This is a genomic window from Pseudomonas cerasi, from assembly GCF_027983475.1.
Taxonomy (GTDB): domain Bacteria; phylum Pseudomonadota; class Gammaproteobacteria; order Pseudomonadales; family Pseudomonadaceae; genus Aquipseudomonas; species Aquipseudomonas cerasi.
In genome coordinates, this window is sequence record NZ_JAQJVM010000002.1 from 372,809 (window position 1) to 394,549 (window position 21,741).

At 58.9% G+C, this 21,741-nt stretch carries 19 protein-coding genes, 4 tRNA genes and 1 riboswitch; of the genes, 6 read left to right on the forward strand and 17 right to left on the reverse strand.

Annotation, left to right across the window (positions count from 1 at the left end; translation table 11 throughout):
* Positions 1-13: 13 nt before the first annotated feature.
* Entirely contained in the window at positions 14-598 is a 585-nt protein-coding gene (locus PI739_RS10780) for a TetR/AcrR family transcriptional regulator (protein WP_054080886.1), read from the reverse strand.
* A 212-nt stretch (positions 599-810) separates the two neighbouring features.
* Entirely contained in the window at positions 811-1,512 is a 702-nt protein-coding gene (locus PI739_RS10785) for a glutathione S-transferase family protein (protein ID WP_054080885.1), read from the reverse strand.
* A gap of 338 nt (positions 1,513-1,850) precedes the next feature.
* On the opposite strand from PI739_RS10785, the gene PI739_RS10790 reads away from it, so the two are divergent.
* The gene (locus PI739_RS10790) at positions 1,851-4,262 is read left to right on the forward strand and encodes a DUF3772 domain-containing protein (RefSeq protein WP_054080884.1); all 2,412 of its coding nucleotides are present in this window, start codon (positions 1,851-1,853) and stop codon (positions 4,260-4,262) included.
* Positions 4,263-4,274: 12 nt separating this feature from the next.
* On the opposite strand, the gene PI739_RS10795 is transcribed toward PI739_RS10790, so the two are convergent.
* A tRNA-Arg gene (locus tag PI739_RS10795) sits at positions 4,275-4,351 on the reverse strand.
* A gap of 317 nt (positions 4,352-4,668) precedes the next feature.
* On the opposite strand from PI739_RS10795, the gene PI739_RS10800 reads away from it, so the two are divergent.
* The 3 genes from PI739_RS10800 to PI739_RS10810 all read left to right on the forward strand — a co-directional run bounded on the left by PI739_RS10800 (position 4,669) and on the right by PI739_RS10810 (position 5,886).
* Positions 4,669-4,908 (forward strand): hypothetical protein, encoded by a 240-nt coding sequence (locus PI739_RS10800; RefSeq protein ID WP_003369913.1) that lies wholly within the window; start codon positions 4,669-4,671, stop codon positions 4,906-4,908.
* 36 nt (positions 4,909-4,944) lie between these two features.
* A complete protein-coding gene (locus PI739_RS10805; RefSeq protein ID WP_054080883.1) occupies positions 4,945-5,130 on the forward strand; it encodes a PA3371 family protein in 186 nt (61 codons plus the stop codon).
* A 429-nt stretch (positions 5,131-5,559) separates the two neighbouring features.
* On the forward strand, positions 5,560-5,886 hold the full coding sequence (locus PI739_RS10810) for an Arc family DNA-binding protein (RefSeq protein ID WP_002554423.1): 327 nt from the start codon (positions 5,560-5,562) through the stop codon (positions 5,884-5,886).
* A 176-nt stretch (positions 5,887-6,062) separates the two neighbouring features.
* Here the strand turns inward: PI739_RS10810 and mgtE are convergent, their stop codons facing one another.
* The gene (gene mgtE, locus PI739_RS10815; RefSeq protein ID WP_003434593.1) at positions 6,063-7,505 is read right to left on the reverse strand and encodes a magnesium transporter; all 1,443 of its coding nucleotides are present in this window, start codon (positions 7,503-7,505) and stop codon (positions 6,063-6,065) included.
* Between the two features lie 325 nt (positions 7,506-7,830).
* On the opposite strand from mgtE, the gene bamE reads away from it, so the two are divergent.
* Positions 7,831-8,322, forward strand: coding sequence for an outer membrane protein assembly factor BamE domain-containing protein (bamE, locus tag PI739_RS10820; RefSeq protein WP_003434590.1), 492 nt, complete (start codon positions 7,831-7,833; stop codon positions 8,320-8,322).
* A gap of 44 nt (positions 8,323-8,366) precedes the next feature.
* Here bamE and PI739_RS10825 read toward each other — a convergent pair.
* The 7 genes from PI739_RS10825 to ltaE all read right to left on the reverse strand — a co-directional run bounded on the left by PI739_RS10825 (position 8,367) and on the right by ltaE (position 14,253).
* Positions 8,367-8,443 (reverse strand) — tRNA-Arg (locus tag PI739_RS10825).
* A gap of 14 nt (positions 8,444-8,457) precedes the next feature.
* Positions 8,458-8,534, reverse strand: a tRNA-Arg gene (locus tag PI739_RS10830).
* Between the two features lie 109 nt (positions 8,535-8,643).
* A tRNA-Ser gene (locus PI739_RS10835) sits at positions 8,644-8,734 on the reverse strand.
* Between the two features lie 62 nt (positions 8,735-8,796).
* Positions 8,797-8,985, reverse strand: a complete 189-nt coding sequence (gene csrA, locus PI739_RS10840; RefSeq protein WP_002554426.1) for a carbon storage regulator CsrA — start codon at positions 8,983-8,985, stop codon at positions 8,797-8,799.
* Between the two features lie 170 nt (positions 8,986-9,155).
* Positions 9,156-10,388: an aspartate kinase gene (locus tag PI739_RS10845; protein WP_003369901.1), complete on the reverse strand. Its 1,233-nt coding sequence runs from the start codon at positions 10,386-10,388 to the stop codon at positions 9,156-9,158.
* 91 nt (positions 10,389-10,479) lie between these two features.
* A complete protein-coding gene (gene alaS / locus PI739_RS10850) occupies positions 10,480-13,104 on the reverse strand; it encodes an alanine--tRNA ligase (protein ID WP_054080882.1) in 2,625 nt (874 codons plus the stop codon).
* A 144-nt stretch (positions 13,105-13,248) separates the two neighbouring features.
* A complete protein-coding gene (gene ltaE / locus PI739_RS10855; RefSeq protein WP_003434582.1) occupies positions 13,249-14,253 on the reverse strand; it encodes a low-specificity L-threonine aldolase in 1,005 nt (334 codons plus the stop codon).
* A gap of 212 nt (positions 14,254-14,465) precedes the next feature.
* Positions 14,466-14,631: riboswitch (FMN riboswitch) on the forward strand.
* 126 nt (positions 14,632-14,757) lie between these two features.
* Here ltaE and PI739_RS10860 point away from each other — a divergent pair.
* Positions 14,758-15,270 carry a 6,7-dimethyl-8-ribityllumazine synthase gene (locus PI739_RS10860; protein ID WP_003369893.1) on the forward strand — a complete coding sequence of 171 codons (513 nt, stop codon included), beginning with the start codon at positions 14,758-14,760 and terminating at the stop codon, positions 15,268-15,270.
* Between the two features lie 106 nt (positions 15,271-15,376).
* Here PI739_RS10860 and astE read toward each other — a convergent pair whose 3' ends face one another.
* The 6 genes from astE to aruF form a co-directional block, all read right to left on the reverse strand.
* On the reverse strand, positions 15,377-16,384 hold the full coding sequence (gene astE / locus PI739_RS10865; RefSeq protein ID WP_003434579.1) for a succinylglutamate desuccinylase: 1,008 nt from the start codon (positions 16,382-16,384) through the stop codon (positions 15,377-15,379).
* Between the two features lie 11 nt (positions 16,385-16,395).
* The gene (locus PI739_RS10870; protein WP_003314741.1) at positions 16,396-16,683 is read right to left on the reverse strand and encodes a hypothetical protein; all 288 of its coding nucleotides are present in this window, start codon (positions 16,681-16,683) and stop codon (positions 16,396-16,398) included.
* 61 nt (positions 16,684-16,744) lie between these two features.
* A complete protein-coding gene (astB, locus tag PI739_RS10875) occupies positions 16,745-18,091 on the reverse strand; it encodes an N-succinylarginine dihydrolase (RefSeq protein ID WP_054080881.1) in 1,347 nt (448 codons plus the stop codon).
* Positions 18,092-18,137: 46 nt separating this feature from the next.
* Positions 18,138-19,607 (reverse strand): succinylglutamate-semialdehyde dehydrogenase, encoded by a 1,470-nt coding sequence (astD, locus tag PI739_RS10880; protein ID WP_187809868.1) that lies wholly within the window; start codon positions 19,605-19,607, stop codon positions 18,138-18,140.
* Positions 19,604-20,629: an arginine N-succinyltransferase gene (astA, locus tag PI739_RS10885; RefSeq protein ID WP_044309931.1), complete on the reverse strand. Its 1,026-nt coding sequence runs from the start codon at positions 20,627-20,629 to the stop codon at positions 19,604-19,606. Before astA ends, astD begins: the two co-directional genes overlap by 4 nt.
* Before the next feature lie 63 nt (positions 20,630-20,692).
* Positions 20,693-21,724, reverse strand: coding sequence for an arginine/ornithine succinyltransferase subunit alpha (gene aruF, locus PI739_RS10890; RefSeq protein ID WP_003369882.1), 1,032 nt, complete (start codon positions 21,722-21,724; stop codon positions 20,693-20,695).
* Positions 21,725-21,741 lie beyond the last annotated feature (17 nt).

Consider the following 21,741-nt stretch of genomic DNA (forward strand, 5'->3'; position numbering starts at 1 on the left):
TAGTCTGGACGTATCAGCGCCTTTCCATACTGACTTGGCTCGGCAATGGCCCGCAGGCGCGATAGGTGTCGATCAACGTGTCAAAAAGGGAAATGTCCGACCTGCTTCTGGCAACCAGTTGAGCGCCCGCCACAGCGGAAAAAATGGCCTGCGCCCGCACCTCGCTGTCCGCAGGCGGGCAAATGTTCGCTGCCACCAGAAGCTTGCTCAGCCAGGCAATGTTGACCTGGGCGAATAGCTGCATTTCTTCAGTCATCTCCGGCGGCAGGTTGTCGGTTTCAGCGCCGACGAAAGTGCCCAGGCAAAGGCGGTTTTCAACCTCCAGCGAGCGCCGGAAGATCTCCGGAAAGCGCTGTAATGCTTCGCTGGGATCGGGGGTTTCTTCGGCGATCGTCTCAAGTACAGCGGCACCGTCCTGCCAGTATCGCCTGGCAACAGCGACACCCAGATCAGCCTTGCTGGGGAAGTGGTAGTAAATACTGGCCGGCTTGATTCCGACCTGGGCGGCCAGATCGCGAAAGTTCAGGCCGTTGTAGCCCTGGGACTGGGCGATATTTCTCGCAGCAAGCAGGATCGCCTCACGGGCGTTGATGGTCATCGTAGTGCCTTGTACTTCGGACGCGTTTCTGGAGACCGGCACATGCTAATTCAAAAACCTGCCTTTTGTTAGGTAGAAAGACGGTGTGGCGCATGGCAGCAGCCATACGCTGCTGAACGGCCATCGTCGGTTTCTCACAAGCTGAAACGGCTATCGCCGAGAACATCCCGCATGACGTTCCCGGCGATAAGGTGAGCGTAAAAACAGCTCAATCACTCGGCCGGCGAGTCCAGCTCGGGAATACCGCTGCTGCGATCAGCATAGGCCGCCTGAAAAGCCGGACGTTTCTGCCAGCGCTGCCAGTACAGGTCCAGAAACTCGAAACGCTCATCCAGTGGCGTGGCGTTGACCGGAAACTTGGAGAAGGCAATAGCAGTTGCAAGCGTGATGTCCGCGAACGTTGGCGCATCGCCGCCCAGCAGCCATTCGCGACCATCGGACAAATGACGATTGACCAATGCCGCGTGGCTCAGCGCTTCTTTGCGGCAGTGCTCGCCCCATGCTTCGTTCTTGGTCAGTTCAAGCTTGAAACCGAGTCCGGTGTGCAGCACGTGAAAGGCCGTAACGATCCGATAGAGGATATGCACCCAGATGCGGTTGTCCCACATGCTATCGAGGCCCTGCTCCAGAGCGCCCTCGCCCATGATCTTGCGGCCCGGATAAGACTGATCCAGATAGCGAGCGATAGCGGCCGTCTCGGATATGAAGCTGCCGTCTGCCAGTTCCAGGGTCGGTGTTTCACCCCACGGGTTCATGTTCAGATGACGCCAGCCACGCTGCTCTCCACCCGGCGTCATGTCATAAATGGTTTCTTCGAACTGATCGGCAATGCCTTTTTCGTGGATGAACAAACGCAGGCGTTGAGGATTCGGAAAAGCCGAAGGAGAGGTGAAAAGTCGCAATTTAGAGGTCATGGTCAGGCCTGTGAGGTAGGGTAAAACACCTACCTAACTATCGTTAGGTAGCCACACCGTAGCGGTACTTTTGTTCTGAGTCAACGTTTACCTAACACTTGTTAGGCCAGTAGTATCCACTCGGCTGATCAGCAAGCCTGGCAATCGGAGAAGATTCTGCTGAAAATGCAGCCTTCAGGCATGGGTTGGCCCGCATTGACAGCGCTCAAACGTGAGCGCCTTGATATCCTGTGCGCCGATCTCGGGCGGCCAGTGAATGCCGCTCAAAACCATACAAAACTCGGGCTCGAACCACAGGCCTCGCCTGGCCGCATAGCGCAGAGAAAGAAGGAAAAAGAATGCAGCACGCTTCGCTGAACCGTTTTCGTACCGGGTTGCTCGCCTTGCTTTTGCTCTGCGTGACCTTGCCGGCCCTGGCCCAGAATGCTCCCGCCCCCCAGGCCGATAGCGCCAGCAGCGCGACCCCTGCCGTGGATGCCCCGAGCCTGGATGATCTGAGCCAACAGCTCGATCAGATCCGTCAGAAAGTGACGGTCAGCGCTAACGACGACCTGCTTTCAAGCCTGCGCCAGGCGGCTTTGCAGGTCCAGAAACAAGCCGACAATCTGATTGCTCAGCAGGCTGTCGATATCGAACACCTGAATGATCAGCTCAACATTCTCGGGCCGGTGCAACCGGACGAAGCGCAAAGCCTGACCAGTCAGCGCAAGACGTTGACCGCGCAGAAAAACGCGCTGGTCAATGATGAACGTCAGACCAATGAGCTGAGCCAGTCAGCCCGGGATCTGGCTACGCAGATATTCAACCTGCGCCGCAGCCTTTTCGATTCACAGATCAGCACGCGCACGGCGAGCCCGCTCAGTTCGGCATTCTGGTCCACGCTGATTCGCCCGACCGATGACGACCTGGGACGCCTGAACAGGCTTCTGGTGGACGTGCGCCAAGTACTCAACAACGCGATGGCACCGGACAACCGTGTGCAATTCATCAGCGTGGTGCTGGGCGCGTTGTTCATCTGGGTGGTTGTCCGGCGCCTGCTGGAGCGCCTGCTGATCTGGGCGATGATTCGCTGGCTGCCCGAAGGCCGCCTGCGCCGCAGCGCCCTGGCCCTGGCGGTCGGGCTGTCGACCATTCTCACCATCACCATTGCCACTTCCTTGCTGCGCTGGGGAATCGTCCACAACGCGGTGCTCAGCAACGACGTGGTCAATCTGCTCGATCAGGTGCAGACGCTGATTACCTTCTGCGCCTTCATCGTCGGTCTGGGCCGCGCGCTGTTGATGCTGGCACATGCCTCGTGGCGCCTGCCGCAAATTCCTGACCAGATTGCCACCGCACTGGGCCGCTTCCCCCCTGCCCTGGCACTGGCACTGATGGTCATCGGCACGCAGGAACGAATCAACAGTGTGATTGCCAGCAGCCTGGCACTGACGGTTGCGGTCAATGGCCTGACGGCACTGGCGGTTTCGCTGGTGTTCTTCTACGCCCTGTTGCGCTACCGCCGTACCCGCCGCCGCTTTGAACTAGAGCGGCCGGCAGGCTTCGCCGGGCTGATTCCGTTTATCGTTGCGGTGTGGGTCGGCCTGAGTTTGCTGGCGTTGTTGAGCGGCTACCTGACGCTGGCTTACTTTCTGGCAGTGAAACTGCTCTGGATCAGCGTGGTGGCGTCCACTGCATACCTGCTGATCGCCTGCTTCGGTGACATCTGCGAAACCCTCCTGTCACCCAAACAACCTGGCGGCCTGGCGCTGGGCTCAGCGCTGGGCTTGTCCACTCGCCATCAGGCGCAGGCAAGTACCGTACTGGCCGGCATAGGCCGCACCTTGCTTCTGCTCACCGCTGTACTGCTGGCGTTCATGCCTTCAGGGTCGAGCCCGGGCGACCTGCTCGCCAGCTTTACTCAGCTGGATGTCACGTCCAAATCCATGGGCAACCTGAACATTGTCCCCAGCGACATTCTGGTGGCATTGGTCTGCCTGGTCGTCGGCCTGCTGAGTGTGCGTGTACTCAAGGAGTGGTTTGGAGAACGCCTGCTGCCCGAAACCAACATGGACGCAGGCATGCAGGCCTCGCTGGTGACCCTGATCGGTTACATCGGCTTTGTGCTGGTGGTAGCCGTGGTGATGTCCACGCTCAATATCAGCCTCACCAATCTGACCTGGGTGGTCAGTGCGCTGTCGGTGGGGATAGGTTTCGGCCTGCAAGCCATTGTGCAGAACTTCATCTCCGGCCTGATTCTGCTGACCGAGCGTCCGGTCAAAGTCGGCGACTGGGTAAGCCTGGCGGGGGTCGAAGGCGATATTCGCCGGATCAACGTCCGCGCGACCGAAATCCAGATGGGCGACCGCTCAACAGTGATCGTGCCGAACTCGCAGTTCATCACGCAGAACGTCCGCAACGTGACTATGGGCAATGCGCTGGGCGTGGTCGGAATCACCCTTACCCTGCCCCTGGAAACAGACGTCCTGCAAATACGCGAACTGCTGTTGCAGGCCTTCACCGAACACGAAGCGATACTCGATGCACCAGCGCCTTCAGTCACCTTCAAGGACCTGACCAATACCGGTTTGATCATCAGCGCCAGCGGCTACGTGAACAGCCCACGCTCGGTGGGTGGCGCACGGAGTGATCTGTTGTTTACGGTCTTGGGGCGTCTGAGGGAATTGGGTGTAGCGCTGTCTGCACCGCAGAGCATGGTGTTGATTAATGAGGGGGCTGGGAAGGAGGCGGCGGCGGAAGAGAGTCAGTGATGCTTGTTTGTGTGGTGTCCCAGGCGGGGTTCGAACCTGCAACCTTCCCCTTAGGAGGGGGATGCTCTATCCAATTGAGCTACTGAGACACTGCGTGCCGACACACCGATCGGTGCCAGCGAGGACGGCGTGCATCTTAGCGGCATGTGGCGCTTTTGTCATGTCGTCATTGTCCTTCGAACCTGTAGCCGATGTCGCCTGAAAACACGGCCTGATAAACCGATCATGCAATTTGCAATCCCCCAAAAAGCCATCATTGCAAAACGCACTGTAGAGCACTTTTTTTAATTTAATAAGTAATTGATTTTAAAGGACTTTTTATCATTTTCCGATTGGCATGCAGACTGCATTATTGATATCTGTGGAACACATCTCATCCCAAACGGTCGGGCACAGGTACTGGAAAATGAACAAGACTCTCTCAGTGTTGAATGCGGCAGCTCTGGTGGCTCTGGTAGCATTTCATTTCCAGGATTCTGGTATCAAGGACGCTCAGGCCATCACGCCTGCTCCTGTCCACCACCAGATCAGTCAGGCGCCAAAGCTGGCAATCATGACCGAACGCGTTGCGAGCGCAGCGGTGCTGGCCAATGACGATGATGAGTCACTTCAGTTTCCACGCGCTGAACAGCGCTGGGTTTTCTGATAACGCCCGCAACGACCCTTCCAAGAGAGAGTAGCCATGTCAAAATCCGCGTTGTCATTTCTGGTCCTGGCGATCATGGCTGTCGTCGCCGACCTTTTGCTTCCTGCTAATGCACAGGCCATGAGTATCGCTGCAAACATCGCCGCAGGCGTGTTCGCCAGTCTCTTTGTGGTTGCGTTGTTCGTCGGTCGCCGCTTCAAATTCGACCCGGTGCTTCGCTGACAGCGAAGCTACCTGCGGTAATTTGCCCGGTCGTCTGACCGTTCGCATCCAGAATCTCCCCTCCTTCGAAAGAACCTTCCTGCACCGCAGCCAACCCTTTGTCGGCTAACCTCGGTCACGCTGAATTTAGACGCATACTCAGAGTCAAATGGCCATGACAGCAAAAAAGCTCAATGGCGTGCCCTTTTATCCGGGGACAAATGTGATGAGTTTGCAAATTCGCTCGCATTTCTGATAATTGGTGCTGGCAATACGCCGCTACCTGAGTCAATATTTGTCACAGAATTGACGCCAAGGATTCGACGTAATACGGCATGATGTCGGCCCCTTGGAACCCCGGTTGAACATTTGGCCAAAATGATTGTCTGACTGTGACAATCTTGCGGCCACTTGCTAGAACCGCTTCCCCTGAACTAACCGGTTAAATATATGAGCCCTATGAAACAGGCTACTTATTCCAGCCGCACGGCTGACAAGTTCGTCGTTCGCCTACCAGACGGCATGCGTAATCGCGTGCAAGAGGTAGCCAAGAATCATCACCGCAGCATGAACTCGGAAATCATCGCTCGTCTCGAACAAAGCCTGATTCAGGAAGGTGCTCTTGGTGATGAACCAAGCCTGCGCCTCGATAGTCCTGAGCTGTCCTTGCACGAACGCGAGCTGCTGCAGCGCTTTCGTCAGCTTTCACATCGTCAACAGAACGCTCTTGTTTCGCTGATTGCTCATGACACGGAACTCGCTTCCGAAGAGTCCTGAGATTTGACGTAACAGACAAAGGCCAGCGAAAGCTGGCCTTTTTCGTTGTAGCCTTTTTCTTTATTAGTCGTCGGCTTATTGCGTTACACAGCGACCTGAAGACTTGGCGAAAGCATAAAAAAACCGCCTGATCATGGCGGTTTTTTTATTTCAATAGACTCTAGCCGTCGCGAGCCTTAGAGCAGAAAGATCGTCGCCAGCCCGAGAAAGATGAAGAAGCCGCCGCTGTCGGTCATCGCCGTAATCATGACGCTCGCCCCCATCGCGGGATCTCGCCCCAAACGTGCAAGCGCCATAGGAATGGAAACACCCATCAGCGCTGCCAGCAACAGGTTGAGCGTCATGGCTGCGGTCATGACCACACCCAGCGACCAGCTGTCATACAGGAAGTAGGCGACCACGCCGATCACACCCCCCCAGATCAGACCATTGATCAAGCCGACAGCCAGCTCCTTGCGCAGCAATCGCGCCGTATTACCGGTATTGACCTGATCCAGCGCCATCGCGCGGACGATCATGGTGATGGTCTGGTTACCGGAGTTGCCGCCAATCCCGGCCACGATAGGCATCAGCGCAGCGAGCGCCACCAACTTCTCGATGGAGCCTTCGAACAGGCCGATCACACGCGAGGCCAGAAACGCGGTTACCAGGTTGACTGCCAGCCAGGACCAGCGGTTGCGCAGCGAACGCCATACCGACGCGAAGATGTCTTCTTCTTCACGCAGACCCGCCATGTTGAGGACTTCGCTCTCGCTTTCCTCACGGATCAGGTCGACCATTTCATCGATGGTCAGACGGCCGATCAGCTTGCCGTTCTTGTCCACGACCGGCGTGGAGATAAGGTCGTAACGCTCAAACGCCTGTGCCGCATCGTAGGCATCGTCTTCAGGGTGAAAGCTGACCGGATCGTTGGCCATGACTTCGCCAACCTGCTTCTCCGGATCATTGACCAGCAGACGCTTGATCGGCAGCACGCCCTTGAGCACACCCTCGGAATCGACTACGAACAGTTTGTCGGTGTGACCAGGCAGCTCTTTGAGCCTGCGCAGGTAGCGCAGCACGACTTCAAGGCTGACATCCTCACGGATCGTCACCATCTCGAAGTCCATCAGCGCACCGACCTGATCCTCGTCATAGGACAAGGCCGACCGCACGCGCTCACGCTGCTGTGAATCCAGTGTTTCCATGAGCTCGTGAACGACGTCGCGGGGCAACTCGGGAGCAAGGTCGGCCAGTTCGTCGGCGTCCATGTCCCGTGCCGCCGCGAGCAACTCATGATCGTCCATGTCGGCGATCAGGGTTTCACGAACGGAATCGGATACTTCAAGAAGAATGTCGCCGTCGCGCTCGGCCTTGACCAACTGCCAGACGGTCAGGCGGTCTTCCAGGGGCAAGGCTTCAAGGATATAGGCGACGTCGGCAGAGTGAAGGTCTTCGAGCTTGCGTTGCAACTCGACGAGGTTCTGCCGGTGAACCAGGTTTTCTACACGGTCCTGATGCTGACCTTCCTGACGGTGGGTCAGGTCTTCAACAATACGCTGGCGCTGCAGCAGATCGACAACCTGAGCCAGGCGATCCTGCAAGCTTTCCTGCGTTTTTTTTACTTCTCTTTCGGTCATAGGCGAACTCCACTCCCAGCAGCGGAGCACGCCGGGAGATCAATCAGTTAATTCATGATTGTTGAAAAACATTATCGAGTAACGACTGGGTATGTCCATGGAGGTGTTCCACAAGCCCCGGCGGAGCTGACGGGCGCAATGATACACCGCTTTGAGCGAAGCGCACGCGAGAAAATTCAGCTCATAACAACCGTTTGCAGCGCAAACCTGCACAACTCCGTAAGCCAGCCAGGGTTCGACGTCACATTCAGCCAATAAAACACGCTCGCCCCTTTCAAAGACCGCAGTTAGCCTTTGCCGACACCTGTCACGGAGGACCTTGAGCATGCGACCTGAAAATCATCTGCTGCTGTGGAGCGCCCTGCTCTGCCTTCCTGCCGCTGCAACCGCCAGCAACGTTCATCGCTGCGAGGATGCATCCGGAAAGATTACGTTTACCACCCTCGGCTGCCCGGATGGGCACAGTACCCGCCTGCAGAGAGCCTTCAACGCACCACCGGGAACCCGTATCGATGTGCTGCCGCCCGCCAACACTGCGCAAACCGCGCGTGGAAAACCGGCAGATCAGACACTGGTCGTGGTCGGCACACGCGATGATGGCTGTGGAAACCGCTTGAGCGCCGAACAGCGCCGGGCTGCGATCATCAACCAGCGCACCCCTCCCGGTATGACGCAGCGTGATGTCGAGAGCCTGCTGGGACGCCCCGACAAAGTCACTAACCGCAATGGAGAATTGCATTACGTGTACAACCAGAAAAAAGGCCGCAGCAATAAGGTGACATTTGACGAGAACGGATGCGTTAAAGGAAAACGTTAGAAAGCAAAAAGCCCACATCTTTCGATGTGGGCTTTTCGTTTGTATGGTGCACTCGACAGGATTCGAACCTGTGACCGCTCGGTTCGTAGCCGAGTACTCTATCCAGCTGAGCTACGAGTGCATTGGTGCTTTAAATGGTGCACTCGACAGGATTCGAACCTGTGACCGCTCGGTTCGTAGCCGAGTACTCTATCCAGCTGAGCTACGAGTGCATGTGTTGGTGCCGCGCATTATAGGTCGTAAAATTGTTTAGTCAAGCACTTTTTCTAGTAAATTCAACAACTTACAGATCAAGCCCAATCTTACGCACTACATAAATAATGGCGGAGAACGGGGGATTCGAACCCCCGACACCCTTTTGAGGTGTACTCCCTTAGCAGGGGAGCGCCTTCGGCCACTCGGCCAGCTCTCCGCAACACGGGGCGTATAATAACCACCCTTTTCCCCGTTTGCAAACCAAAAATTCAATAAAAATTAATGGCTTGGTTCTTCGTCCTTCTCTTTCTTGATACGCAGGTAAATCTCTTCACGATGAACCGCGACTTCCTTGGGCGCATTGACACCAATACGCACCTGATTACCCTTCACTCCGAGCACGGTGACGGTGATCTCACCATCTCCAATGATCAGGCTTTCCGCGCACCGACGAGTCAGAATCAGCATACTTTTCTCCTTACGCCTTTATTCAGGGACAACAGTCTGCAAACCTATAGGCAGTGACAGTAGCAAAGCGCCATAACCACTACCTGTATATCGACTAACGCAAAGAAAACAAAAGCCCTTCTGCGCAGCACCCGAAAGACGCGGTCACGCCGCGCCCTTCGATGACAGGGTCATTCACCCTGCCGCGGAGCATCCAGCTCAAAGGCCGTGTGCAGTGCGCGCACAGCCAACTCCAGGTATTTCTCTTCGATGACCACGGAAACCTTGATTTCCGATGTGGAGATCATCTGGATATTGATGCTCTCCTTGGCCAGCGCTTCGAACATACGACTGGCAACGCCGGCATGCGAGCGCATACCAACGCCGACGATGGACACCTTGGCAATCTTGGTATCGCCGGAAACCTCACGCGCGCTGATTTCACGCGCGGTAGCCTCAAGCACCTGCAAGGCCGCCTGATAGTCGTTGCGATGGATCGTGAAGGTGAAATCGGTGGTGTTATCGTGCGAGACGTTCTGCACGATCATGTCCACTTCGATATTGGCCGCGCTGATCGGGCCGAGAATCTTGAACGCCACGCCGGGGGTGTCTGGCACACCACGGATGGTCAGCTTGGCTTCATCGCGGTTGAAGGCGATGCCGGAAATGATCGGCTGTTCCATGGATTCCTCTTCATCGATTGTAATAAGGGTGCCCGGCCCCTCTTTGAAGCTGTGCAGAACGCGCAGCGGGACATTGTATTTGCCGGCGAATTCGACCGCACGGATCTGCAGCACCTTGGAACCGAGGCTGGCCATTTCCAGCATCTCTTCGAAGGTGATCTTGTCGAGGCGCTGGGCCTGCGACACGACGCGCGGATCAGTGGTGTAGACGCCATCGACGTCGGTGTAGATCTGGCACTCGTCCGCTTTCAGCGCCGCCGCCAGGGCAACACCGGTCGTGTCCGAGCCACCACGCCCGAGGGTCGTGATGTTGCCATGTTCGTCGACACCCTGGAAACCGGCGACCACCACCACACGACCCGCTTTCAGGTCGGAGCGGATCTTCTGGTCGTCGATCTGCAGGATGCGCGCCTTGTTGTGCGCGCTGTCGGTGAGAATACGCACCTGATTGCCGGTGTAGGACACCGCCGGAACGCCACGCTTCATCAAGGCCATCGCCAGCAGCGCGATGGTCACCTGCTCGCCCGTGGAGACAATGACATCCAGCTCACGGGGAACCGGCTGATCACTGATCTGCCTGGCCAGCTCGATCAGACGATTGGTTTCACCGCTCATGGCCGACAGCACGACCACCAGGTCGTCACCCGCCTCACGGAATTTCTTGACCTTGTCGGCCACCTGCTCGATGCGCTCTACAGAGCCCACGGAGGTGCCGCCAAATTTCTGTACGATTAAAGCCATCTCAAAGCCGCCTCAAATCCCGTTAAGAGCACCCATTAACATTCGAGTCCAAGTAAGGCCTGCCGGTGTGCGGCAGGCCTGCTGACCCGACTCAGATACCCTGCTCTACAAAAGGAACGGCCAGTGCCAGCGCTGAATCCAGCGCACCGGCATCGACACCACCGCCTTGAGCCATATCAGGACGGCCACCACCTTTACCACCTACGGCGGCAGCTGCCTGCTTCATCAAATCACCGGCTTTGAGTTGGCCAGTCAGGTCCTTGGTCACGCCTGCGACCAAGACAACCTTGTCCTCATGAACACTGCCGAGCAGGATCACTGCGCGGCCGAGCTTGTTTTTCAACTGATCGACAAGCGCCAACAGCGCCTTGCCGTCCTGACCATCCAGGCGCGCGGCCAGAACCTTGACCCCTTTGACATCCAGCGCAGCTGATGACAGGTCGTCACCGGCGGCACTGGCTGCCTTGGCTTGCAGTTGTTCCAGTTGTTTTTCCAGCAGACGGTTGCGTTCAATCACCGCCGTCAGCTTGTCCAGCAGGTTGTCGCGATTGCCTTTGACCAGCGTCGCGGCTTCCTTAAGTTGATCTTCGGCCGAATTCAGCCAAGCCAGGGCCGCAGCGCCGGTGACTGCCTCGATACGGCGCACGCCTGCTGCGACACCGCCTTCACTGACGATCTTGAACAGCGCGATGTCACCGGTGCGGCTGGCGTGAATGCCACCACACAGCTCGACGGAAAACTCGCCGCCCATGCTCAGTACGCGAACGCTGTCGCCGTACTTCTCGCCGAACAGCGCCATGGCGCCCTTCTTCTTCGCCGTGTCGATATCGGTTTCTTCGGTCATGACCTCGGTGTTCTTGCGAATCTCGGCGTTGACGATATCTTCCAGCGCGCGCAGTTGCTCGGCCTTGATCGCTTCGAAGTGGCTGAAGTCGAAGCGCAGACGCTGACTGTCGACCAGCGAGCCTTTCTGCTGAACGTGCTCACCCAGCACCTGACGCAATGCGGCATGCAGCAAGTGAGTGGCCGAATGGTTCAATTTAGTTGCATCGCGAACTTCATCAGCCACTTGTGTTTCAACCTGCGCGCCAACGCTCAGGCTGCCGGACGCCACAACGCCGTGGTGCAGGAAGGCGCCGCCGGTCTTGGTGGTATCACTGACGTCAAAGCGCGCGTCACCGGCCTGCAGGAAACCACTGTCACCGATCTGGCCGCCCGACTCGGCGTAGAACGGAGTGACGTCGAGAATCACCACGCCCTCTTCACCTTCATTCAGGTGAGAAACCGACTGGCCTTCCTTATAGAGGGCCACGACGCTGGCGCTGCCAGTGGTCGCCGAGTAACCGGTGAACTGGGTGGCCACATCGACCTTGACCAGGCTGTTGTAATCCATGCCGAACGAACTGGCCGAACGGGCGCGCACGCGCTGGGCGTCCATTTCACGCTCGAAGCCTGCTTCGTCCAGGGTCAGATTACGCTCACGGGCGATGTCGCCTGTCAGGTCCATCGGGAAGCCATAGGTGTCGTACAGCTTGAACACCACTTCGCCCGGAACCACGGTGCCTTTGAGGTCGGCCAGATCCTGTTCGAGGATTTTCAGACCTTGCTCGAGGGTCTTGGCGAACTGCTCTTCTTCGCCTTTGAGTACGCGTTCGATGTGCGACTGCTGCTGCACCAGCTCAGGGAACGCAGACCCCATCTCGGCAACCAGCGCGGCAACGATCTGGTAGAAGAAGCTGCCCTTGGCACCCAGCTTGTTGCCGTGACGGCAGGCGCGACGAATGATGCGGCGCAGCACATAACCGCGACCTTCATTGGACGGCAGCACGCCGTCGGCGATCAGGAAGCCGCACGAGCGAATGTGGTCAGCCACGACCTTCAGCGAAGCCTGGTTGTCATTGCTGCAACCAATGGCCTTGGCAGACGCAGCCAGCAGGCTCTGGAACAGATCGATTTCGTAGTTGGAGTGCACGTGCTGCAGAACCGCACTGACACGCTCCAGGCCCATGCCGGTATCGACCGAAGGCGCTGGCAGCGGGTGCAGCACACCATCTGCAGTCCGGTTGAACTGCATGAATACGTTGTTCCAGATTTCGATGTAACGGTCGCCGTCTTCTTCCGGCGAGCCTGGCGGGCCACCCCAGATTTCCGGGCCGTGGTCGAAGAAAATCTCGCTGCAAGGACCGCACGGGCCGGTATCGCCCATGGTCCAGAAGTTATCGGAGGCGTACGGTGCGCCTTTGTTGTCGCCAATGCGAACCATGCGCTCGGCTGGCACGCCGATCTCCTTGGTCCAGATGTCATAGGCTTCATCGTCAGTGGCGTACACCGTGACCCAGAGTTTTTCCTTGGGCAGGTTGAGCCATTTTTCGGAGGTCAGGAACGTCCAGGCGTAGGTGATGGCATCACGCTTGAAATAGTCACCGAAGCTGAAGTTGCCCAGCATCTCGAAAAAAGTATGGTGACGGGCGGTATAGCCGACGTTTTCCAGGTCGTTGTGCTTGCCACCGGCACGCACGCATTTCTGACTGGTAACGGCGCGGGTGTAGGCGCGCTTTTCCTGGCCCAGGAAGCAATCCTTGAACTGGTTCATGCCTGCGTTGGTGAACAGCAGGGTTGGGTCGTTGCCCGGAATCAAGGAGCTTGAAGCGACACGAGTGTGGCCTTGCTCTTCGAAGAAGCCAAGGAAGGCTTCACGGATTTCTGCGCTTTTCATAGGTTCTTCCACGGAGACTGCGGCCAGAGGCAAGTGCAAAACGTCAAATGACGTAGCGACGGCAAAGGGCCGCATTATATAGGCGTTGCGCCCTCGGTACAGTGTGTTTGTGCGATAGAAACAAGTAACTGGATTATCGGCATGTCATGAGTGTTCAAAGGCTGCGAATGCGGCGATGACCTGTTCGATCTGAGCGCGCGACACGTTCAGGTGGGTCACCATACGCAGCCGCGGTGCGGCCGTGAGTACGATGCCCCGCTCGGCGCAGAACGCCTTGAGCGATGCCGCGCGCTCGCCGATCGGCACATAGACCATATTGGTCTGTACCGGCTCGACAGCGTAGCCGAGCCCGCTCAGGCCTTCAGCCAGAAACGCCGCGTTGGCATGGTCATCCGCCAACCGCTCGACCTGATGATCCAGCGCGTAGAGCCCTGCCGCAGCCAGCCCTCCAGCCTGACGCATGCCACCGCCCAGCATCTTGCGCAAGCGGCGGGCCTTGGCGATCAACGGGTGCGAACCGCAGAGCACCGAGCCGATCGGCGCGCCCAGCCCCTTGGAGAGGCAGACCGAAACAGAATCGAAGTGCCGGGTAATCTCGCGAACATCGACACCCAGCCTGACCGAAGCGTTGTACAGCCGTGCGCCGTCCAGGTGGAGAGCGAGCCCCTTTTCCAGGGTCAGGGTACGCGCGGCAGCCAGGTAGTCCAGGGGCAGCACTTTGCCCTGCATGGTGTTTTCCAGAGCCAGCAGGCGCGTGCGGGCGAAGTGAAAGTCATCGGGTTTGATGGCGTCGAGCACCTGCTGCAGGTCCAGAGAACCGTCGGCCTGTACCTCCAGTGGCTGCGGCTGAATGGAGCCCAGCACTGCCGCACCGCCACCTTCGTACTTATAGGTGTGGGCCTGCTGGCCGACGATGTACTCATCGCCGCGTTCACAGTGCGCCATCAGCGCCAGCAGATTGCTCATGGTGCCAGACGGCACGAACAGCGCGGCGTCGAATCCGAGACGCCCGGCGAGCGTTGCTTCGAGCAGATTGACCGTAGGGTCCTCACCGTAGACGTCATCGCCAACGGGCGCACGTGCCATGGCATCGAGCATGCCGGCCGTAGGCAGAGTCACTGTGTCGCTGCGCAGATCGATGACAGTCACGAAAAAGCTCCCTGAAGTTGAAGATCGATAATGCATGCAACCTTTGGCTTGCAACAAGGCATTACTGAGGCCGCGGTACATGATAATCAAGCACCGCCGCTCTCGATACTCCGTGCCCTTATAAGAAAAAGGTAGGTGTACCGTACGAAAGTGTCCATGCATGATCCAGCGAACTATGATAAAAATCTCGCGCCGGCCACGTAAAGTGACGGCAACGTTCTCAGGGCGGGGTGCAATTCCCCACCGGCGGTAATGATGCGCAATGCGTCTAGCCCGCGAGCGCTTGGGGATCGCGGCTTTGGCTGCTATCTGCAAGGTCAGCAGACCCGGTGTGATTCCGGGGCCGACGGTCATAGTCCGGATGAAGAGAGAGCGGGATTGGTGTCAGCAAGAACGTCTGTAAAACCTATCCATGAACGACATCGTTCAGGAGGCTTTCCTACGCAGCTTGAATCCCTTTCGATCCAAATGCCCTGTTTTTTCCATAAACAGGAGTCAGAACACGTGCAACCAACTGCAATCGACAGCAAAAGCAAAAGCCACGCAAACGAGCGTGTCGCGTTCATCCAGGCCTGCTGGCACAAGGATATCGTCGACCAGAGCCGTAAAGGGTTTATCGCCGAGATGGCCAATCAGGGCTATGCCGAAAGCGATATCGACATCTTTGAAGTGGGCGGCGCCTTTGAAATCCCGCTGCATGCAAAACTGCTGGCCAATACCGGCCGCTACGCTGGCATCGTCGGCGCCGCACTGGTAGTGGACGGAGGCATCTATCGTCACGAATTCGTCGCGCAGTCAGTGGTCAGCGCATTGATGCAGGTCCAACTGGAAACCGAAGTACCGGTGTTCTCCGTGGTCCTGACACCGCATCATTTCCATGCAGGCGAAGAGCATCAGAAGTTCTTCTTCGATCACTTCGTGCACAAGGGCGAAGAAGCAGCCAAGACCTGCGCTGACACCCTGAACAAGGTACGCAGCCTGCGCCGTCTGGATGCACAGCAGAAAGCGGCCTGCTAAGACGAAGCATCGGTAGGTGTTCTCCCGGACACCTATCGTTCCTTACGCTCCAGCGTGGGAATGCCGTTCTGGACGCTCTGCGTCCGGTCTTGAGGGTGCCGGGCGATCAGCCGAGGCTATCCGCATCAGTGGGTACGATCAGAATCCCCGCCCGCAGGCCGTTTTTGACCCTGGGGTTGGGAAAGATGATCCTCGCACCCTCCTCTTCCACTACCCAGCGTGAACCACCCGCGTCTTCGGCCAGCACGTAGCCTTTTTCCAGCGGCGAGAAGTTTTCGACGTCATCGGCTAGGTTGAACGTGAACGCATCGGTACGCTTGATCACTTCCCGCGCCACGCTGAACAGCTGCAACCCTTCAAGATCGTCATCCCGCTCGGGCTCGGTGCCCTCGATGAGCTGCTCGAGACACAAGCGCAGTGGCCCAAGATTGACCTGCTGGTTCTGCCCGAACGGCCGCGCCTTGCCCAGTTCCAGAGTGAAGGCCTCGGCACCCAACTGATCGTAGGTGTAGGCGCTGAACACAATGGACGGCTTGTTTTGCAGCAACACCGCACTCATACCCGCAGCCCGCAGCCGGGCCAGTTCAAGCCGCGAATGATTACGTCCTTCCTTCCACGGGTACAGCGCAAATTGCTCGATCGTCGAGCCACGAATGGCCGTGTGCAGGTCGTAATGCAGGCGGTAGCGGTCCGGCAGGCTGAAGAAAGTGGCTGCCAGTCGCTCCAGCTCGCAAGCGCGCAAGGCCTCGGCGCCACCACTTTGCTCGTGCCGGCCATTGAACAGCCGATTGACATCCTGCTCGACAAAACGCGTCCCGCGTCGCATGGCGTCGGGATTGCCGAACAGGAACAGAATACGTGCGCGCGGTTTCAGGTCGCCGCGCGCGATGCTGCGGATCAGTTCATCCAGCAGCTCGATGGGCGCCGTCTCGTTGCCATGGATACCGGCAGACAGCAGCAGATCGGTGCCATTGTCACGAACTTCTGGCGGGCGGACTTCCAGCGCGCCCTCGCCCATCCAGCGCATGCGCACGCCTTCGACGGTCAGTTGAGTCTTCTCCGCTGGCTCACGTCCAGCCAGGGTCAGTTCAAGCAGTTTGCCGAGGGCGAGCATGGCGCGCTTCCTTAGTGGTTGCAGTCAGGGCCGTGAACGTGACCGTCTTCCTCGACACCCATGTCGGCCGGCTCCATTTCCAGTTGCAGGCTGACCAGGTTGGTCGCCAGCGGACGCAGCAGCAGGTTGGCGTATTCGGCGTCGTCTTCTTCGACGTCAACGCCGATCAGCAACTGGCCACGGCCATCCTGCTGAATCCACAATTCCTTGCCCTGCCAGATGACGGCAACGCGGGTGCAGGACGTTTCCAGCTGGGTGCCATCAGTGTCTTCAAGGATCAGTTGCAGGGCGTCGCTCATGTAGGAATGCTCTCTATAAATGAAATAGTGCGCAGGACAATTGCCCGACGCGCAGGGTGCTTCAATTCAGTTGAAACGGATAAACCGCGCCCAGTTTAAGGATTTGCGTCAGTTCATCCAATGCCGTGCGACATTCGTTGAGCAATCGGGGGTCGGCCAGATCGCTTTCACTCATGCGGTCCCGGTAGTGCCTGTCGACCCACTGCGTCAACGTTTCGTATAACGGCGCGGTCATGATCACCCCCGGATTCACCGCCGCCAGCTCGGTGTCATTGAGCGCCACACGCAAGCGCAGGCAGGCCGGACCTCCGCCGTTCTGCATGCTTTGCTTGAGGTCGAACACCTTGACCTCGGCAACCGGGCTGTCATCGGCAATCAGCCGCTGCAGGTAAGCCCAGACGCTCGCATTAGCCTGGCATTCCTGCGGCACGATCAGCAGCATCGAGCCATCGGCCCGCGACAACAGCTGGCTATTGAACAGATAGGAGCGCACGGCATCCTGAACCGAGACCTCGGCACGCGGTACGCAAATGGCCCGCAATTGCCCGCCGACACGACTGAGTTTGTCGCGCAGCTCATTGAGCATCGGCTCGGTATTGAGGAATGCGTCCTGGTGATAGAACAAGACCTCACCGTTGCCGACCGCAATCACATCGTTATGGAACACACCCTGATCAATGACCGCCGGGTTCTGCTGACTATAGACCACGCCGGCCTCGCTCAGACCGTGCAGCCGCGCAACGGCGCGTGACGCCTCCAGGGTCTGACGGGCCGGGTACTTCTGCGGCGCCGGGTAGCGCGTGTCGAACGCACTGCGGCCGAATACGAAAAACTCGACCCCAGCCTCGCCGTAATCACGACAGAAACGGGTGTGGTTGGCAGCGCCCTCATCACCGAACTGCGCGACAGCCGGTAACGCAGGGTGATGAGCGAAATGCTTTGCATCGGCGAACATGGCGCCCAGCACGCGAGTGGTGGTCGGATGCTCGATGCTGCGGTGGTATTTGCAGTTGAGGTTGGCCGCCGTGAAATGCACGCGCCGATCGGCAGTGTCGGCACTGGGGCTGACCGTGGCCGCGTTGGCCACCCACATGCTGGATGCCGAGCAACTGGCGACCAGCAGCGGCATGTCCTGACGGGCCGCCTTTTCAATCACCTGCTCATCGCTGCCGGTGAAGCCCAGACGGCGCAGGCCGGACACATCAGGACGTTCCTGCGGTGCCAGCACGCCTTGGGTAAAACCCAGGTCCATCAGCGCCTTCATTTTTGCCAGGCCTTGCAGCGCCGCCTCACGCGGGTTAGCGCTTTGCTGGCTGTTACTCTGGGAGGCAACGTTACCGTAGGACAACCCGCCGTAGTTGTGGGTTGGCCCGACCAGACCGTCAAAATTCACTTCACAGGACTTCATCGGCAAGGCTCCGTGGATCTGTTTTTATAAGCAATCGTGCGCACTGTCAGCTCAGCCTGATACCGGGGGTCAGTGTCGCAGGCAGCGTCAGGCTGTCCGCCTCCAGCGAAGCCACCGGATAGGCGCAATAATCGGCCGCGTAATAGGCGCTGGCGCGGTGGTTGCCCGAGGCACCGACCCCGCCGAACGGAGCGCTGCTGGCGGCTCCGGTCAACGGCTTGTTCCAGTTGACGATCCCGGCACGGCTGTGCAGCCAGAACTGCTGATAACGCGCTTCGGAGTCCGAGAGCAAACCTGCGGCCAGGCCATAACGGGTGGCGTTAGCTTCGGCGATGGCGGCGTCAAAACCGGAGTAGCGAATGACCTGCAGCAGCGGGCCGAACAGCTCTTCGTCGGGTCGATCCGGCACCGCGCTGACATCGATAATGCCCGGTGTCAGCAGCGCGGCGCCGGGCTGCGGCTGGCGCATTTCCAACAGGGTCAGCGCGCCGTTGGCGAGCAGCTTGCGCTGCGCGTCGAGCAAGGCACGTGCGGCCTCCAGCGAAATCACCGAGCCCATGAACGGCGCAGGCTGTTGATCGAACGCCCCGGCTTCGATAGTCGCGCTGACGCCAACCAGTCGTGCCAGCAAGGCATCCCCCCAGTGGCCTTCGGGCACCAGCAAACGACGCGCACAGGTGCAGCGCTGGCCGGCGGAAATAAAGGCCGACTGAATGATGGTGTACACCGCTGCATCGATGTCCTGAACCTGATCGACGATCAACGGATTGTTACCGCCCATTTCCAGCGCAAGAATCTTGTCCGGCCGACCGGCGAACTGCTGGTGCAGCGCATTGCCAGTCCGGCTCGACCCGGTGAAGAACAGGCCGTCGATGCCCGGATTGGCCGCCAGCGCGATACCGGTTTCGCGACCGCCCTGCAGCAGGTTCAGGACACCGGCAGGCAGCCCGGCTTCGATCCAGCAGTTGACGGTCAGCTCAGCGACCTTCGGTGTCAGCTCGCTGGGTTTGAACAGCACCACGTTGCCCGCCAGCAAGGCCGGGACGATATGGCCGTTGGGCAGATGCCCCGGAAAGTTGTACGGGCCGAACACAGCGACCACGCCATGCGGCTTGTGGCGCAGTACCGCAGTGGCGTCGCCCAGTGGCCCGCTCTTTTCACCGGTTCGTTCGCGATAGCTCTGCACCGAGATGGCGATCTTGTTGACCATGCTGGTCACTTCGGTCGCCGACTCCCACAACGGTTTGCCGGTTTCTTCACCGATGCAGTGCGCCAGCGCGTCGGCATGATGCTTGAGACGTGCAGCGAAGGCTTCCAGTACCGCGATGCGCTGATCCAGAGACAGCAGCGCCCAGCCGGGAAATGCCTGACGCGCCGCCTGCACCGCTTGCTCGACCTGCGCGGAGCTCGCACCACGCCCGGACCACAGCACCTGCTGAGTCATGGGGTTCAGCGACTTGACCAGCTCACCCTGCCCTTCCTGCCAGGCACCTGCGATGTAAAGGCTATTCATCAAACGCCCTCCCGCGCCGCAGACAAGGGCACCGCGCGTACGTTGTCGCCGGCACTCATGCGCAGCCGCCTGGCGGTTTGCGGAGCGACGACCAGCGTGCCAGCGGCAAAACGCGCAGCGCCTACGGTCACGCGGCAGTCTTCACGCTTGCGGTTGTAGATCAGAAACTGTGGAGCATCGTCACCGGGCGTGCCGATGGCCAGCACCAGCGCCTGGCTGTCCTTGATTGCGCGAATCTTGCCGGTCTCGCACTCGATGGCCGGGCCGGCATCGAAGATGTCGACATAACCCTGATACGAAAAGCCCTCGCTCTTGAGCATGGTCAGCGCAGGCTCGGTGTCGGCGTGCACCCGACCGATCACGTTGCGTGCGTCTTCGGAAAGAAAGCAGCTGTACAACGGAAACTTGGGCATCAGTTCAGCGATGAATGCCTTGTTGCCCACGCCGGTCAGGTAATCGGCCTGGCTGAATTCCATCTTGAAGAAGTGCCGCCCCAGGCTTTCCCAGAACGGCGAACGGCCCTGCTCATCTGACATGCCGCGCATTTCGGCAATGATCTTGTTGCCGAACAGCCTGGGGAATTCGGCGATGAACAGCATGCGCGCCTTGGACAGCAGGCGGCCGTTGAGGCCGGTGCGCGAATCGCTGTGCAGGAACAGCGAGCACAGCTCGGAATTGCCGGTCAGGTCGTTGGCCAGGAACAGGGTCGGAATTTCCCGGTAGATGTTCAGCTCCTGTGAAGCACTGACGGTCAGACCAACCCGGTAGTTGTACCAGGGCTCGCGCAGACCGACCGCTCCGGCGATGGCGGAAATGCCCACCACCCGGCCGTCATCATCTTCCAGCACGAACAGGTAATCGGCGTCGCCGCGCTCGGCTTCGCCGCGAAAGGTCTTTTCGGCCCAGCCTACCCGGTGCGCCAGACGCTGCTCATTGGCGGGCAGGGTCGTCAGACCGGCGCCGGTGCTGCGCGCCAGCTCGATCAACGCGGGCAGGTCGCTGCTGCGTACAGGACGAACGATCATGTTATCTCCTCAGCGGCTCATCAAGAGCCTTGAAACTCGCTAATCAGCTATCGAACGTCCGGTTCAGACCGCGACGATCCGCACACTGGCACCTTCACCAACACCCAGGGCATCGGCAGCCTGGAGGCTCAGCACCACCGGCCTGCCGGGCGCCCAGTCCAGCTCCAGGAGCACCGCGCGGTAGTCCTGCAACAGGCCATTGGCGATCAGATACAGACGCCCGCCCTTGCCGACATCGCTGGTTTGCCCGGGCTCGACCTTGACCGGAACCAGACGGCTCTGGGCAATCGAACGGATCCCGGATACCCGCGCGTGCAGCGTCGGTCCACCGTCGAAAATGTCGATGTAGTGATCGGTTTCAAAACCTTCGCGCATCAGGATGTCGAAGGTGATCTGCGCGCGCGGATGCACCTGCCCCATGGCTTCCTGCGCCGCGTCGGGCAGCAGTGGCACGTAGATCGGGTAATGCGGCATCAGCTCAGCGAGGAAGGTCCGGCTTTTCAGCCCGCACAGGCGTTCGGCAGCGGCGTAATTGATATCGAAGAAGTTGCGCCCGATGGCATCCCAGAATGGTGAGTCGCCCTGCTCATCGCTGTAACCGACGATCTCGGTCACCACCGAATCGGCAAAGCGCTCGGGGTGACTGGCGACAAACAGCAGACGGCCGCGCGAATTGAGCTCCGACCATGCCGTGCCGACCAGCTCCGGGACCACGTAGAAACTGGTCAGCAGACTGTTGCCGGTCAGGTCATGACACTGCGACAGCACGTGAATCTTGTTATGGATCTTCAGCTCACGGGAAGCATGCACGAAGGTTTCGTTGCGGAAACTGTAGAACGGCTCGGAATAGCCCGCCGAGGCCACGATGCCCGAGCAGCCCACCAGCTTGCCGCTTTCGCTGTCTTCGAGCACGAAGAAGTAGGTTTCTTCGCCGTTGAAGCTGACCTCGGCGGCAAACGACGCCTCCGACGAGCCGATCTTGTCGGTCAGGCGGCCAGCATCGTCGGGCAAGGACGTGACACCGATAGGGCTGTCGGCAGCGAGGCGTTGAACCTCGGCCAGGTCAGCCATTTGCGCAGGGCGCATTACCAGCATGGTGCCACTCCTTGTAG